Source organism: Youngimonas ophiurae (nom. illeg.), from assembly GCF_049803795.1.
In the GTDB taxonomy this organism is placed as follows: Bacteria; Pseudomonadota; Alphaproteobacteria; order Rhodobacterales; family Rhodobacteraceae; genus Thalassobius.
Genome location: NZ_JBNAGJ010000001.1, coordinates 386,029 through 400,065 on the forward strand (window position 1 = coordinate 386,029; position 14,037 = coordinate 400,065).

Annotated in this window: 13 protein-coding genes; 7 read left to right on the forward strand and 6 right to left on the reverse strand. The window is 62.9% G+C overall.

Going from position 1 to position 14,037, the window contains the following annotated elements:
* Positions 1 to 208 precede the first annotated feature (208 nt).
* Positions 209 to 802: a LysE/ArgO family amino acid transporter gene (locus tag ACP15O_RS02050; protein ID WP_425094364.1), complete on the forward strand. Its 594-nt coding sequence runs from the start codon at positions 209 to 211 to the stop codon at positions 800 to 802.
* 37 nt (positions 803 to 839) lie between these two features.
* Positions 840 to 1,739, forward strand: coding sequence for a DMT family transporter (locus tag ACP15O_RS02055; RefSeq protein WP_425094365.1), 900 nt, complete (start codon positions 840 to 842; stop codon positions 1,737 to 1,739).
* On the opposite strand, the gene choV is transcribed toward ACP15O_RS02055, so the two are convergent.
* From choV to choX, 3 genes are all read right to left on the reverse strand, one after another.
* Complete coding sequence (choV, locus tag ACP15O_RS02060; protein ID WP_425094366.1) at positions 1,740 to 2,762, reverse strand: choline ABC transporter ATP-binding protein; 1,023 nt, start codon at positions 2,760 to 2,762, stop codon at positions 1,740 to 1,742.
* Positions 2,759 to 3,604 carry a choline ABC transporter permease subunit gene (gene choW / locus ACP15O_RS02065; RefSeq protein ID WP_425094367.1) on the reverse strand — a complete coding sequence of 282 codons (846 nt, stop codon included), beginning with the start codon at positions 3,602 to 3,604 and terminating at the stop codon, positions 2,759 to 2,761. Before choW ends, choV begins: the two co-directional genes overlap by 4 nt.
* Before the next feature lie 139 nt (positions 3,605 to 3,743).
* Positions 3,744 to 4,670, reverse strand: coding sequence for a choline ABC transporter substrate-binding protein (choX, locus tag ACP15O_RS02070; protein WP_425094368.1), 927 nt, complete (start codon positions 4,668 to 4,670; stop codon positions 3,744 to 3,746).
* A 73-nt stretch (positions 4,671 to 4,743) separates the two neighbouring features.
* On the opposite strand from choX, the gene betI reads away from it, so the two are divergent.
* The 5 genes from betI to ACP15O_RS02095 all read left to right on the forward strand — a co-directional run bounded on the left by betI (position 4,744) and on the right by ACP15O_RS02095 (position 10,400).
* Positions 4,744 to 5,325 carry a choline-binding transcriptional repressor BetI gene (betI, locus tag ACP15O_RS02075; protein WP_425094369.1) on the forward strand — a complete coding sequence of 194 codons (582 nt, stop codon included), beginning with the start codon at positions 4,744 to 4,746 and terminating at the stop codon, positions 5,323 to 5,325.
* On the forward strand, positions 5,322 to 6,836 hold the full coding sequence (gene betC / locus ACP15O_RS02080; protein WP_425094370.1) for a choline-sulfatase: 1,515 nt from the start codon (positions 5,322 to 5,324) through the stop codon (positions 6,834 to 6,836). The genes betI and betC overlap by 4 nt, the downstream gene beginning before the upstream one ends.
* 30 nt (positions 6,837 to 6,866) lie before the next feature.
* Positions 6,867 to 8,327: a betaine-aldehyde dehydrogenase gene (gene betB / locus ACP15O_RS02085; RefSeq protein ID WP_425094371.1), complete on the forward strand. Its 1,461-nt coding sequence runs from the start codon at positions 6,867 to 6,869 to the stop codon at positions 8,325 to 8,327.
* 91 nt (positions 8,328 to 8,418) lie between these two features.
* The gene (gene betA, locus ACP15O_RS02090) at positions 8,419 to 10,065 is read left to right on the forward strand and encodes a choline dehydrogenase (RefSeq protein WP_425094372.1); all 1,647 of its coding nucleotides are present in this window, start codon (positions 8,419 to 8,421) and stop codon (positions 10,063 to 10,065) included.
* A 98-nt stretch (positions 10,066 to 10,163) separates the two neighbouring features.
* A complete protein-coding gene (locus ACP15O_RS02095) occupies positions 10,164 to 10,400 on the forward strand; it encodes an HP1242/YdcH family protein (protein ID WP_425094373.1) in 237 nt (78 codons plus the stop codon).
* A 54-nt stretch (positions 10,401 to 10,454) separates the two neighbouring features.
* Here ACP15O_RS02095 and ACP15O_RS02100 read toward each other — a convergent pair whose 3' ends face one another.
* From ACP15O_RS02100 to ACP15O_RS02110, 3 genes are all read right to left on the reverse strand, one after another.
* The gene (locus ACP15O_RS02100) at positions 10,455 to 11,255 is read right to left on the reverse strand and encodes an alpha/beta hydrolase (protein WP_425094374.1); all 801 of its coding nucleotides are present in this window, start codon (positions 11,253 to 11,255) and stop codon (positions 10,455 to 10,457) included.
* Entirely contained in the window at positions 11,255 to 12,652 is a 1,398-nt protein-coding gene (locus ACP15O_RS02105; RefSeq protein ID WP_425094375.1) for a helix-turn-helix domain-containing protein, read from the reverse strand. The genes ACP15O_RS02100 and ACP15O_RS02105 overlap by 1 nt, the downstream gene beginning before the upstream one ends.
* 83 nt (positions 12,653 to 12,735) lie before the next feature.
* Positions 12,736 to 13,950: a multidrug effflux MFS transporter gene (locus ACP15O_RS02110; protein ID WP_425094376.1), complete on the reverse strand. Its 1,215-nt coding sequence runs from the start codon at positions 13,948 to 13,950 to the stop codon at positions 12,736 to 12,738.
* Positions 13,951 to 14,037: the final 87 nt, after the last annotated feature.

A 14,037-nucleotide genomic window follows, 5' to 3' on the forward strand; every position in this document is an offset into this window, starting at 1 on the left:
GGCCCCTGCCATTGGGGTTTTGCCATCTGCGCGCTCGGTCAGGGCTGGTTTTTCCCCGGTTTTCACTGTAAGGGTTTGAAAACGTGTGGGGTTTTCCTGGTCTCTGACTTTGGATTGCGTCATTTCCAGATTGTTCAAGACCTCAGATATGCCTTGTTTTCCAAGGGCCTGAGGCGCGTTCCTAACGTCATCAGATCCGAGGTGTTCGATGGAGTCAACCATAGCGGGTTTCGGTCTGGGACTGTCCCTGATCCTGGCGATCGGGGCGCAGAATGCCTTTGTTTTGCGGCAGGGGGTGCGCCGCGAGCACGTATTTGCCGTGTGCCTGACCTGCGCCTTGTCCGATGCCTTGCTGATTGCGGCGGGGGTGTCGGGCTTTGGTGCGCTGGTCACGAAACTGCCCTGGCTGGAGCCGCTGATGCGCTGGGGCGGGGCCGCGTTTCTGATCGTTTACGGTGCGCGCGCGTTCTGGGCGGCCTGGCGTGGTGGCGCGCATCTGGATGCCGCGCAAGCCGGGCGTGCCAGCCTGAAAGGCGTGTTGCTGACCTGCCTGTTGCTGACCTGGGCGAACCCGCATGTCTATCTGGATACGGTGGTTCTGCTGGGCTCGGTTGCGGCGCAATATGCGGATCGGCTGAATTTTGCGCTGGGGGCGATGACGGCCAGTTTTGTGTTTTTCTTTTCTCTGGGCTATGGGGCCCGCCTGCTGGCCCCGCTATTTGCGCGCCCCGTGGCCTGGCGCATTCTGGACGTGCTGGTGGGGCTGATCATGTGGACCGTGGCAGCCAGCCTGTTGCTTTGAGCTTGCAGGCGCGGGCAAAGCGTGAACTGATACGCATATGAACGATCAAGCTCAGCCCGTTCTGGGCGTTTTCTGGATGTTGGTGACCGGGGCCCTGTTCGTCTGTGTGACCGCGCTGGTCAAGACGCTGGGCCCTGCGATGCCGGCGGCTCAGGCTGCGTTTTTGCGGTATGCCATCGGAATGGTGTTCGTGCTGCCGATGCTGCGGCCCATTCTGCGCGCGCGGCTGACGCGCCGCCAATGGAGCCTGTTCGCGCTGCGGGGGCTGGCGCATTCGGGGGGCGTGATCTTGTGGTTTTACGCGATGGCGCGCATCCCGATCGCGGATGTGACGGCGATGAACTATATGTCGCCGATCTATGTGACGCTGGGCGCGGCGCTGTTTCTGGGCGAGGGGCTGGCCCTGCGCCGCATTCTGGCTGTGGGGGCCGCGCTGATCGGGGCGCTGATCATCCTGCGCCCCGGATTCCGAGAGGTGGGAACGGGGCATTTGGCCATGCTGTTTGCGGCGGTGGTGTTTGGGGCCTCTTATCTGCTGGCCAAGCGACTGAGCGCTCAGGCCAGCCCCGCTGTTGTCGTCGGCATGTTGTCGATCTTTGTGACGATCGGGCTGGCACCGCTGGCGCTGGCCGATTGGGTGACGCCCGATTGGCGCAGTCTGGGGCTGCTCAGCCTGGTCGCTCTGGCCGCGACGGCGGGGCATTACACGATGACGCTGGCCTTTGCCGCCGCGCCTTTGACGGTGACGCAGCCGGTGACGTTCTTGCAGCTGGTCTGGGCCTGCCTGCTGGGTTATTTCGTTTTTGACGAGGGGATAGACCTGTGGGTTGTGATCGGGGGCGGGGTGATCCTGGGTTCGGTCAGTTTCATCACCTGGCGCGAGGCCGTGCTGAAGCGCCGGACCAGAACGCCGCCCGCGATGGCCACCAAGCTGTGATCACACCCCGCGCGGATCAATCAGTTTTTCCAGAATGGTTTTGGGGGTGATCTGTCCCACCAATTGCCCGTTTTCGGTGACGCCGATGGGGCCGTTGGTGGCCGCCTGCATGACCTCTTTGATTGCGGTGTCCGCGGGGATCTGAATGGCGTGCTGGCTGGATGCGGGCTCCATGACATCGCGGGCGCACAGAACCCCCAGAGGGTTCATATGTGCAACGAAATCAGCCACATAGTCCGTCGCCGGATTGGTGAAAATCTGCTGAGGCGTGCCGCATTGGACGATCCGGCCGCCCTCCATGATGGCGATGCGATTGCCGATCTTGAAGGCCTCATCCAGGTCGTGGCTGACGAAGATGATCGTCCGGTTCAGGGTCTTTTGCAGGTCCAGCAATTCATCTTGTAGGCGGGTGCGGATCAGCGGATCCAGGGCCGAGAAGGGCTCGTCCATCAGCAGGATCGGGGCGTCGGTGACAAAGGCGCGGGCCAGGCCCACGCGCTGCTGCATCCCGCCCGACAGATCGCCCACTTTGCGGTCCGCCCAATCGGCCAGACCGACCAGTTTCAACTGCTCTTCGGTTTTTGCAAGACGTTCGGCTTTGGGCAGGCCGGCCAGCTCCAGCCCCAGCCAGACGTTTTCCCGCACCGTCCGCCAGGGCAGCAGACCGAACTGTTGAAACACCATCGCAACCGCGTGCTGACGAATGTCGCGCAGGGTTTTGGCATCTGCGTGGGTGACATTGGCCATGCCCGCGCTGGTGGCGACCTCGACATGGCCGCGCACCACCGGATTCAGCCCGTTGACCGAGCGCAAAAGCGTGGATTTGCCCGACCCGGACAGGCCCATCAGCACCAGAATCTCGCCCTGCTGGACATCAATCGAGCAATCGTGCACCCCCAGCACCTGATCGGTGCTTTCCTGAATTTCGGCGCGGTTCTGACCGGCATCCATCAGGGGCAGGGCGCGGTCCGGGTGGTCTCCGAAAACGATCGAGACATTGCGAAAGGAAACAGCGGTGCTCATTTGCGATCAACCCTTAGAATACGGTCCAGCAGGATCGCCAGAACCACGATGATAAACCCCGATTCAAAGCCCAGGGCCGTGTTCACCTGCCCCAGCGCGCGCATCACCGGCACGCCCAGCCCGTCCGCGCCCACCAGCGCGGCAATCACCACCATCGACAGCGACAGCATGATCGTCTGGTTCAGCCCGGCCATGATCTGGGGCAGGGCGTAGGGCAGCTCGACTTTCCACAGGGTCTGGCGCGGGGTGGCGCCAAAGGCGCGCACGGCCTCCAGCAGCGCCGTCGGGGTCGAGGAAATGCCCAGCTGCGTCAGCCGGATCGGCGCGGGCAGTACGAAAATCACCGTCGCCAGCAGGCCGGGCACCATGCCGACGCCGAAAAATACAATGGCTGGAATAAGATAAACAAAGGTGGGCAGGGTCTGCATCAGATCCAGAACCGGCCGCAAAAACGCATAGAGCCGCGGCCGATGTGCTGCCGCAATCCCGATGGGCACGCCGATTCCCATGCAAACCACACAGGCCGACAGCACAAGCGTCAGGCTCTCGGTGGTTTCCTCCCAATAGCCCTGGTTGATGATGAACAGCAGCCCGGCCAGCGTGAACAGCGCCACTTTCCAGCTGCGTTGCAACAGGTAGGCGCAGCCGGTGAACAGCGCCACCATGATCAGCGGATGCGGGGTTTGCAGCGCCCACAGGATGCCCTCGATCATGGTTTCCAACGCCACCGAGGCCGCGTCGAATACGCCTTCGAAATTGTCTTTCAGAAAGTCGAAGATCTTCTTGGCGGTTTTGCCCACCGGGATCTTCTCGTCCTCCAACCAATCAAGGAGTGATGTCATGAGCCGTCCTAAATCTGTGTTGAAATGCGTCCATGCCCCCCCTGTGTAGCCGGTCTGGGCCGGAAGGGCACGGGCCTGCGGTTGCGGCAGAAATGCAAAGCCCCCCGAGACGGGTGTCACGGGGGGCTGCAATCGCGGATCAGAGCTTCAGCGCGGCCCGAACGGCGGCCAGCCCGTCGCCGCCCTCCAGCGTGGTGACGCCCTCCAGCCAGCTGGCCCAGGCATCGGGGTTGGCCTTCAGCCAGGCCTCGGTGGCGTCATCGGCGTCCTCGCCTTCGTCCAGAATTTCGCCCATGATCTGGTTTTCCATCGCCAGCGAGAATTTCAGATTGCCCAGGAACGTGCCCACATTCGGGCATTCCGCGGCATAGCCTTTGCGGGTGACCGTATGCACGACGCCCTCGCCGCCAAAGAAATCTTCGCCGCCGGGCAGGTATTTCAGGTCAAAGTTGGCGTTCATCGGGTGCGGTTCCCAGCCCAGGAACACCACGTCCTCGCCCTTGCCATAGGCGCGGGCGACCTGCGCCAGCATCCCCTGTTCCGAGGATTCCACCACCTCAAAGCCCGCCAGCCCGTGGGTGTTTTCCTCGGCCAGTTTCACCAGATAGCCGTTGCCTTCGTTGCCCGGCTCGATGCCGTAGATCTTGCCGTCCAGGCTGTCACGGAATTTGGCGATGTCGGCGTAGGATTGCAGGCCCTTTTCATAGGTATAGGCAGGCACGGCCAGCGTGTATTTGGTGCCCTCCAGGTTGACGGCGACGCTCTCGATTTCGCCGCTGTCCAGGTAGGGGCCGATGGCGCCGTTCTGCGCGGGCATCCAGTTGCCCAGGAACACGTCCACGTCATCGCTTTCCAGCGAGGCAAAGGTGACGGGCACGGACAGGACTTTGATTTTCACGTCATAGCCCAGGGCCTCAAGCACATGTTTCGTGGCCGAGGTGGTGGTGGTGATGTCGGTCCAGCCCACATCCGAGAAGGTGATTTTTTCGCAATCGGCCAGGGCGGGCGTGGCAGCCAGCAAAGCCAAAACGGAAAGAGTTGATTTGATGGTCATTTTGTCGGTCATGGCGACCTCCCTGTTTTTCTTGATTGACGAGTCAATAAAAATACATCTAGCTTAACATGGCAAGGAGTTTGTCATGCCTAAGTTGGGAATGGAGCCAATTCGCCGGGCCGCGCTGGTCAAAGCGACAATCGCTGAAATCGGCGAGACGGGTTCTTTGGACGTGACCGTCAGCCAGATTGCCAAACGCGCGGGCATGTCCAGCGCGCTGGCGCATCACTATTTTGGCGGAAAAGAGCAGATATTTCTGGCCGCTATGCGCCATACGCTGGCCGTTTACGCGGCCGAGATACGCGGCGCGCTTAGCATGGCCACCACCCCGCAGGACCGTATTCAGGCAATCGTCAGATCCAGTTTCAGCCAGACGAATTTCCGTCAGGAAGTGGTCGCCGCCTGGCTGAATTTCTACGTTCTGGCGCAGATTTCAGACGAGGCACGCCGCCTGCTGCGCGTCTATCAGGCGCGTTTGCGGTCGAATCTGCGCTATGCCTTGCGTCCTTTGGTGGGCGATCGGGCCGCCGAAGAGGCGGAACGAATCGCGGCCCTGATCGACGGGGTTTACCTGAAATACACGCTGGGCCAGGACTTGCCGGACCGCGCCGAGGCAGTGCAGATCGTGCTGGGCTGTTTTGATTTCGACGGGAAGGGCAACGCATGAGCCAGCCGAACATCCTGATCCTGATGGTGGACCAGCTCAGTGGCACATTCTTTCCCGATGGTCCGGCCGATTGGCTCCATGCCCCGCACCTAAAGGCCCTGGCCGCGCGGTCCACGCGGTTTCGCAATGCCTATACCGCCTCGCCGCTCTGCGCGCCGGGGCGGGCGGCTTTCATGTCGGGCCAGTTGCCCAGTGCCACGCGGGTCTATGACAACGCGGCCGAGTTCGCCTCTTCCATTCCCACCTATGCACACCACCTGCGCCGCGCGGGTTATCAGACGGTCCTGTCCGGCAAGATGCATTTTGTCGGCCCCGATCAGCTGCACGGCTTCGAAGAGCGCCTGACCACCGATATTTACCCCGCCGATTTCGGCTGGACCCCGGATTATCGCAAACCGGGCGAACGGATCGACTGGTGGTATCACAACATGGGCTCGGTCACCGGCGCGGGCGTGGCCGAGATCTCCAACCAGATGGAATATGACGATGAGGTCGCCTTTCACGCGACCCGCAAGCTCTATGATCTGGCGCGCGGCCATGAGGCGCGGCCCTGGTGCCTGACCGTCAGCTTCACCCACCCGCATGACCCCTATGTGGCGCGGAAGAAATACTGGGATCTGTACGAGGATTGCGCCCATCTGGATCCCATCGTGCCCCCCATCCCCTATGACGATCAGGACGCCCACTCCAAACGCATCTTTGACGCCAATGACTGGCGCGCCTTTGACATCACACCCGAAGATGTGCGCCGCTCTCGCCGGGCCTATTTCGCCAATATCAGCTACCTGGACGATAAGATTGGCGAAATTCTGGGCGTGCTGGAGGCCACCCGCCAGACGGACAACACCATCATCCTGTTCGTCAGCGATCACGGAGACATGCTGGGCGAACGCGGGCTGTGGTTTAAGATGAGCTTCTTCGAAGGCTCGGCGCGTGTGCCGATCATGATCGCCGCGCCGCAGATGCAGCCGGGCCTGATCACCGATCCGGTCAGCAATATCGACATCTGCCCCACGCTCTGCGATCTGGCCGGCGCCCCGATGAACGAGGTGCTGCCCTGGACAACCGGCGAATCCCTGGTGCCCCTGGGGCAGGGGCAGGCACGCCGCACCCCGGTGGCCATGGAATACGCGGCCGAGGCCTCCTATGCGCCGATGGTCAGCCTGCGCTCTGGCAAATGGAAATATAACCGCTGCGCGCTGGACCCCGATCAACTGTTCGATTTGCAGGCCGACCCGCACGAGCAGACCAACCTGGCCAATGCCCCCGAACATGCCGGCACCCTGGCCAGCCTGCGCGCAAAATCCCAGGCCCGCTGGGATCTGGCCCAGTTCGACGCCGAGGTCCGCGAAAGCCAGGCCCGCCGCTGGGTCGTCTACGAGGCATTGCGTCAGGGCGGCTATTACCCGTGGGATTATCAGCCACTGCAAAAGGCTTCGGAACGCTACATGCGCAATCACATGGATCTGAACGACCTCGAAGAAAATCAACGCTTCCCGCGTGGGGAATGACCCTTTCATCTTGCTGGAAATACTCAGAAAATGACCTATCCAACCCAACCCACCGCCAGCCATTTCGTGAACGGCGCCTACCTAGAGGACGCCGAGGGCCCCCAGATTGACGTGATCTATCCGGCGACGGGCGCAGTGATTGCCACCGTTCATGCCGCCACCCCAGCAGTGATCGAGGCCGCGTTGAACGCCGCTCAGGCCGCGCAGGCAGACTGGGCGGCGCTGCCGGGCACCGAGCGCGGCCGGATCCTGCGCCGCGCCGCCGATATGATCCGCGCGCGCAACCATGACCTGTCGGTGCTGGAAACCTATGACACGGGCAAGCCTTTGCAGGAAACTCTGGTGGCCGATGCCAGCAGCGGGGCCGATGCGCTGGAATATTTCGGGGGGCTGGCCGGCTCCCTGACCGGGGAACATATCCCGCTGGGCGGCGGCAACTGGGCCTATACCATACGCGAGGCCCTGGGCGTCTGTGTCGGCATCGGCGCGTGGAATTACCCTACGCAGATCGCCTGCTGGAAGGCCGCTCCGGCCTTGGCCTGCGGCAATGCGATGGTGTTCAAACCCTCGGAAACCACGCCGCTTTGCGCGCTGAAACTGGCCGAGATTCTGCACGAGGCCGGCCTGCCCGCGGGGCTGTTCAACGTGGTGCAGGGCATGGGGGCGGTGGGCGGCCAGCTGGTCACCGATCCGCGCGTGGCCAAGGTGTCGCTGACCGGCTCGGTGCCGACGGGGCGCAAGGTCTATGCGGCGGCGGCGGCTGAAATGAAACATGTGACGATGGAGCTGGGCGGAAAATCTCCGCTGGTGATTTTCGATGACGCGGATGTTGAGGACGCGGTGGGCGGCGCGATCTTGGGGAATTTCTATTCCTCGGGGCAGGTCTGCTCGAACGGGACGCGGGTTTTCGTGCAAAAGGGCATCAAAGAGGCGTTCCTGAAACGTCTGACCGAACGGCTGGCAGCGGCGAAAATCGGCGATCCGATGGACGAGGACGTGAGCTTTGGCCCGATGGTATCGGAGGCGCAACTGAACATTGTCGAGCGCTACATCGCCCAAGGGGTCACAGAAGGCGCGCGGCTGGTCTGCGGCGGTAAGCGTCTGGACAGGAACGGGTTTTTCATCGCGCCCACGGTGTTTGCCGATGTGCGCGACGACATGGCGATCGCCCGAGAAGAGATTTTCGGCCCGGTGATGTGCGTGCTGGACTTTGAGGAGGAAGACGAGGTTCTGGCGCGGGCCAATGACACAGAGTTCGGGCTGGCGGCGGGGGTATTCACCCGCGATCTGGCCCGCGCGCATCGGATGGTGGCGGGGTTCCAGGCGGGCACCTGTTTCATCAATTCCTATAATGACGCGCCCGTGGAGGTGCCGTTCGGGGGGGTGAAGGCCTCGGGCGTGGGGCGTGAGAATTCCAAGGCGGCGATCACGCATTATTCGCAATTGAAATCGGTTTTCGTGCGTATGGATGCTGTTGAGGCGCCTTTCTGACACCTTTGGGCCGCGCCTCTCGGGCCGGCCCACCCGCCCACCCCCGTCCCGAGAGGCGCGGGGCGCAGGGCGGCCAAGCGGAGCAATGATTATGGAAGCGGATTTTGTGATCGTCGGGGCGGGCAGTGCCGGATGCGCCATGGCCTATCGGCTGGGCGAGGCGGGCGCCAGTGTTCTGGTCATCGAATATGGGGGCTCGGATGCGGGGCCGTTCATCCAGATGCCGGCGGCTTTGTCCTATCCGATGAACATGGGGCTGTATGACTGGGGTTATCAGTCCGAGCCCGAGCCGCACTTGGGCAACCGCCGCCTGGCGACGCCGCGCGGGAAGGTGATTGGGGGATCTTCGTCCATCAACGGGATGGTGTTCGTGCGCGGCCATGCCAAAGATTTCGATCATTGGGCCAAGGCGGGCGCGGATGGCTGGGCCTATGCCGATGTGCTGCCCTATTTCAAACGAATGGAAACGTGGCACGGGGGGGCATCTGCCTATCGCGGCACGGATGGCCCGCTGCATGTGACGCGCGGGCCGCGCAGGAACCCTCTGTTTCATGCGTTTGTCGAGGCCGGGCGGCAGGCCGGATACCCCATGACCGAGGATTACAACGGCCAGCAACAAGAGGGTTTCGGCCCGATGGAGCAGACCGTCTACAAGGGGCGGCGCTGGTCGGCGGCGAATGCCTATCTGAAGCCCGCAAAGAAGCAATTCAACGTCGATGTGCTGCGCGGTCTGGCCTGCAAGGTGGTGATCGAAGAGGGCCGCGCCACAGGTGTCGAGATCGAACGCGGCGGCCAGCGGCAGATCATCCGCGCGCGGCGCGAGGTGGTGCTGGCGGCCTCGTCTATCAACTCGCCCAAGCTGCTGATGCAATCGGGGATCGGCGCGGGGGCGCATCTGTCTGAACACGGGATTAACGTGCTGGCCGACCGGCCCGGAGTGGGCGCGAATTTGCAGGACCATCTGGAGATTTACATGCAGATGGCAGCCAGCCAGCCGGTGACCTTGTACAAATACTGGAACCTGCTGGGCAAGGCCGCGATCGGCGCGCAATGGCTGTTCACCGGCAAGGGGCTGGGGGCCAGTAACCAGTTTGAAAGCGCTGGATTTATTCGCTCGGGCGCGGGGGTGGAGTACCCGGACATCCAGTACCATTTCCTGCCCATCGCCGTGCGCTATGACGGTAAGGCTGCCGCCGAAGGGCACGGGTTCCAGGCGCATGTGGGCCCGATGCGCAGCGAATCGCGGGGGGCGGTCAGCTTGCGCTCGGCCGATCCCAAGGCGCCGCCGGTGATCCGGTTCAACTATATGTCTGAGGAAAGCGACTGGCGCGATTTCCGCCAATGTATCCGCCTGACGCGCGAACTGTTCGGCCAAGAGGCGTTCAAACCCTACGTGAAACATGAAATCCAGCCCGGCGCCGATCTGCAAACCGATGACCAGCTGGACAGTTTCATCCGCGAACATGCCGAAAGCGCCTATCACCCCTGCGGCACCTGCCGGATGGGGCGCGCGGACGATCCGCTGGCGGTGGTGGACCCGCAGGCGCGGGTGATCGGGGTGCAGGGGCTGCGGGTGGCCGATAGCTCGGTCTTTCCGCGGATCACCAATGGCAATCTGAACGCGCCCTCGATCATGGTGGGCGAGAAAGTCAGCGATCTGCTGCTGGGGCGCGCGCCATTGGCTCCGGAAAATCTGCCGCCGTGGAGCCATCCCGATTGGCAGGGCGCACAGCGCTGACGGCCTGTCAGAAAACCGCGTGGATTGATCCGTGTCAATGTGGGGCCGGGCCCTGCCGGGTAGGCTCTGGTGCAACCAATAAGGAAGGAGATCGCGCGATGTCGAACACCCCTCATGAGCTTCACGAAGAGTTCCCCGAGCACGCTGCGAAAATCAGCGCGCTGAAGCAATCGAATGCCCATTTCGCCAAGCTGGCCGAGGAATATCACGAGCTGAACCGCGCCGTGCACCGTGCCGAAACCAATGTCGAGCCAATGGACACCTTGGCCGAAACCGACCTGCGCAAACGTCGTGGCCTGCTGAAGGATGAAATCTGGGGTCTGCTGTCGGCCTGATTTTTCCTGATCAAAATCAATGGAATAGCCGTCCTGATCGGGCGGCTATTTGCGTTATAGCCCGTCGATGAAACGCCATATGCGGGGCAGGGTGGTGCTGCGCCACAGGTCCGTATGGCCACCGCCCTTCACCGAATAGAAGGTTTTGCGCGGACCGGGGGCGGCTTTGTAGATGGCCTTGCCCATCTTGTGCGGGATCAGTTCGTCCTGGGTGCCGTGCAGGATGAAAAGCGGCAGGCTTAGCTGCCCGGCCCGCGCCCGCGAGGGCCATTTGTTCTGTAGCTTGTCGGCATAATCGGCCAGGGCCGGGTAATGCGCCCGCGCCAGCGCCTTGATCGAGGTAAAGGGCGCCTCCAGCAGCAATCCGGCGGGTTTGCGATCCAGCCCGGCCACCAGCGAAATTGCCACCGCCGTGCCCAGGCTTTCGCCGTAAACCACCACGGGGCCGGGCGGTTTCATCCGGTCATAGATCAGCCGGGCGTCGGCGGTCAGCGTTGCCTCGGACGGGGTGCCCGAACTGCCCGAAGAGCCGCGATACGCCGGCGCAATCAGCCCATATCCGCGATCCAGAAAATGCTGAAACCGGCCCGCGCGGACGGCCAGATTGCCCGCATTGCCGTGAAAATAGAGGATCACCGGCTGGCCGGCCTGCGCAGGCGCGCTCCAGACGATCAGGGATTTGCCATCGGGGGTGTCCAGGCGGGTTTCCGTAACGCCCGACAGCCCGGCCTGGGCAGGCGCTACATGGCGCGGATCGAACGGGTAGAACAGCCAGCGCTCGGCCTGGCTGGCGGCGGCAATCGCGGCCAGCAGCAGCGCGCCCAGCAGGGTCAGCCTGAAAACCCAGCGGCGCATCAATCCACCCGATAGGGCAGCACGCCGCGTTCGTTCGTGTCGATTGTCAGGCGGCGTTCAAGCGGCGGAACCGAGCGTTGGTGGCAGGATTTGCGCTCGCAGATGCGGCAGGAAATGCCGATGGGTTCGTAGGCTTTGGGGTTGGTGACGTCCAGATCGTCGGCATAGACCAGATCGGCGGCGTGGCGCACCTCGCAGCCCAGGGAGATCGCGAAACGGCGCACCGGCGCGCCAAAGCTGCCGCCCGATTTCGACACGTCCCGCGACAGGCTGATATAGCGCACGCCATCGGGTGTTTCGGCCAGTTGGCGCAGAAATCTGCTGGGTGTTTCAAAGGCTTGGTGGACATTCCACAGCGGGCAGGCCCCGCCGAAACGGGCAAATTGCAGCCGCGTGGCCGAGTGGCGCTTGGTGATGGTCCCAGCCTGATCGACGCGCACAAAGAAGAACGGAATGCCCTTGGCGCTGGGGCGTTGCAACGTGGACAGACGATGCGCGACCTGCTCGATCGAGGCCCCGAAACGATGGGCCAGCTGTTCCAGGTCGTGGCGGCTGTCCTGCGCGGCGGCCAGAAACCGGCCATAGGGCATCTGCGCGGCCCCGGCGAAATAGTTGGCCAGGCCGATCTTGGCAATGGCGCGGGCCTCCTCGGATTGGAAGCGGGCCAGATCCAGCGTGGCCTCTAGCAGTTTGTCCTGATGCAGCAGGGCGATTTGCAGCAGCAGCTGAAAGGTCTGCGTCTGCGGCGCGGCCTGGCTGGAGATGGTCAGCGTGCGCGAGCCGCGATCAAACTGGCGGACAATCGCGGCCTCGTCCATCCGCACGGTAACCCCGGCGGCGCGCAGCGTGTGCAGCGCATGGGCCCGGATGCCGCCCTCGCCGGCGCCCTGGGCGAAATGCTCGGCCGCGCGGTCCACCGCGTCGATATAGTTGTCGCAGTAATGAAAGAAATCGCGCACCTCGTCCCAGGGGCTGGGCTGAGTGCGGCTGTCCTCGCGGCCCAGGGCCTCGTCCAGACTGGCCAGGCGTTCATGCGTCTGGCGGTAGGCGCGGTGCAGATCCAGAAAGGCGCGGGCCAGCGCCGGCGCGTTCGAGGCCGTCAGGCGCAGATCCGCCAGCGGCGGGGCGGCATCGGCAAAAACCGGATCGGCCATGGCCTCGCGCATGTCACTGACCAGCCGTTCGGAATCGCCGGTGCTCAGCTCGGTCACATCAAAGCCGAATTCCTGCGCCAGAGCCAGCACCACAGTGGTGCTGACGGGCCGGTTGTTATTCTCCATCTGGTTCAGATAGGGCAGGGATACGCCCAGCTTGGCGGCGAATTCTTTTTGGGTCAGGCCCAGGCGCGTGCGGGTTTCGCGCAGCTTGGCCCCGGCATAGAGTTTCTGAGTGGCCATCAGCGCTGAGGTTCTTTGCAAAGATACATGGTGGCGAATTTATCTTTGCAAATTTGCGAAGGCAAGAGGGGCCAGAGGCGGGCTCAGGCGCCCAATTGTCGCTGGCGCCGGATCACCAGCAGAATGGACACCACGGACATCAGCGCAGTCAGCAGCATGATGGCCAGCAGCGGCAGCTCGGTCGAGCCGGGGGTCAGCATGGCACCGGCCAGGGCGGACAGCGCCGCGCCGCCTCCGATCATCATGGTGCCGCCCAGCCCCGAGGCTGTGCCCGCCAGATGCGGCCGCACCGACAGCATCCCGGCATTGGCGTTGGGGATGGTCATGCCATTGCCCAGCCCCACGAAGATCATGCAGCCAAAGAAGGTCAGCGCCGTTCCCGTGCCGGACATGTAGATGCCCAGTGACAGCAGCAGCCCGCTCAGCACCACCAGCGCGCCCCACAGCACCATGCGATTGATCCCGAACCGCGCCGAATAGCGCCCCGACAGGAAGTTCCCGACGAAATAGCCGATGCCCGGCGCGGCGAAATAAAGCCCCAGCTCGGACGGGTCCAGCCCGTAGACATGGGTGCCGACAAAAGGCGCGCCGCCCAGATAGGCAAAGAATGCCCCCGAGCCAAAAGCCGACGCCATGCAATAGCCCCAGAACCGCGGCGAGGTCAGCAGCTCGGGGTATTCGCGGAACTGTTGCAGCACGGTATTGCCGGATTTCGGCGCGGTTTCCCCCAGATCGAACCAGGCCAGCGCGAACATGGTCAGCCCCAGGATCAGCAGCGCCAGAAAGGTGCCCTGCCAGCCAAAGTGCTGTTCGATATATCCTCCGACGGCAGGGCCCAGCATTGGCACCAGCGACATCCCCATCGTGACATAAGCCATCATCGAGGCCGCTTGCTCGGCCGGGACCATATCGCGCACCACCGCGCGCGACAGCACCATGGCCACGGCAATCACCGCCTGAATCATGCGAAATACCATAAAGACCAGCCCGCTTTGCGCCAGCAGGCAGCCCAGCGTCGCCAGGCAGAAAATCGCGATTCCGGTCAGGATCACCGGGCGGCGCCCGTATTTATCCGACAGCGGCCCGACAAAAACCTGCAACACGCCGTTGATCGCCAGATAGAGCGCGACCGACAGCTGCATAAAGGCATAATCCACCTGAAAATAGGCAGCCATCCCCGGCAGCGAGGGCAAAAACATATTCATGGCCAAAGCCGACAGACTGGCCAGGAACATCAGTGTCGAAAGATGAGGCGGAGTGGCTCTGTCCAAATAGCGAGCCACAGGCTTTTCGTTCATATGTGAATGAGTAGGGCGGGTGCGGCAGCTTGTCCACGTTGTCGGGCGCTGCAAATTGCCTGACGTTACGGAAATTTGCACGTTTGC

Bases quoted from the DNA above. Each gene is read 5' to 3' on its own strand.
- ACP15O_RS02050 (WP_425094364.1), top strand. From the start codon at position 209: ATGGAGTCAACCATAGCGGGTTTCGGTCTGGGACTGTCCCTGATCCTG.
- ACP15O_RS02055 (WP_425094365.1), top strand. From the start codon at position 840: ATGAACGATCAAGCTCAGCCCGTTCTGGGCGTTTTCTGGATGTTGGTG.
- choV (WP_425094366.1), bottom strand. From the start codon at position 2,762: ATGAGCACCGCTGTTTCCTTTCGCAATGTCTCGATCGTTTTCGGAGAC.
- choW (WP_425094367.1), bottom strand. From the start codon at position 3,604: ATGACATCACTCCTTGATTGGTTGGAGGACGAGAAGATCCCGGTGGGC.
- choX (WP_425094368.1), bottom strand. From the start codon at position 4,670: ATGACCGACAAAATGACCATCAAATCAACTCTTTCCGTTTTGGCTTTG.
- betI (WP_425094369.1), top strand. From the start codon at position 4,744: ATGCCTAAGTTGGGAATGGAGCCAATTCGCCGGGCCGCGCTGGTCAAA.
- betC (WP_425094370.1), top strand. From the start codon at position 5,322: ATGAGCCAGCCGAACATCCTGATCCTGATGGTGGACCAGCTCAGTGGC.
- betB (WP_425094371.1), top strand. From the start codon at position 6,867: ATGACCTATCCAACCCAACCCACCGCCAGCCATTTCGTGAACGGCGCC.
- betA (WP_425094372.1), top strand. From the start codon at position 8,419: ATGGAAGCGGATTTTGTGATCGTCGGGGCGGGCAGTGCCGGATGCGCC.
- ACP15O_RS02095 (WP_425094373.1), top strand. From the start codon at position 10,164: ATGTCGAACACCCCTCATGAGCTTCACGAAGAGTTCCCCGAGCACGCT.
- ACP15O_RS02100 (WP_425094374.1), bottom strand. From the start codon at position 11,255: ATGCGCCGCTGGGTTTTCAGGCTGACCCTGCTGGGCGCGCTGCTGCTG.
- ACP15O_RS02105 (WP_425094375.1), bottom strand. From the start codon at position 12,652: ATGGCCACTCAGAAACTCTATGCCGGGGCCAAGCTGCGCGAAACCCGC.
- ACP15O_RS02110 (WP_425094376.1), bottom strand. From the start codon at position 13,950: ATGAACGAAAAGCCTGTGGCTCGCTATTTGGACAGAGCCACTCCGCCT.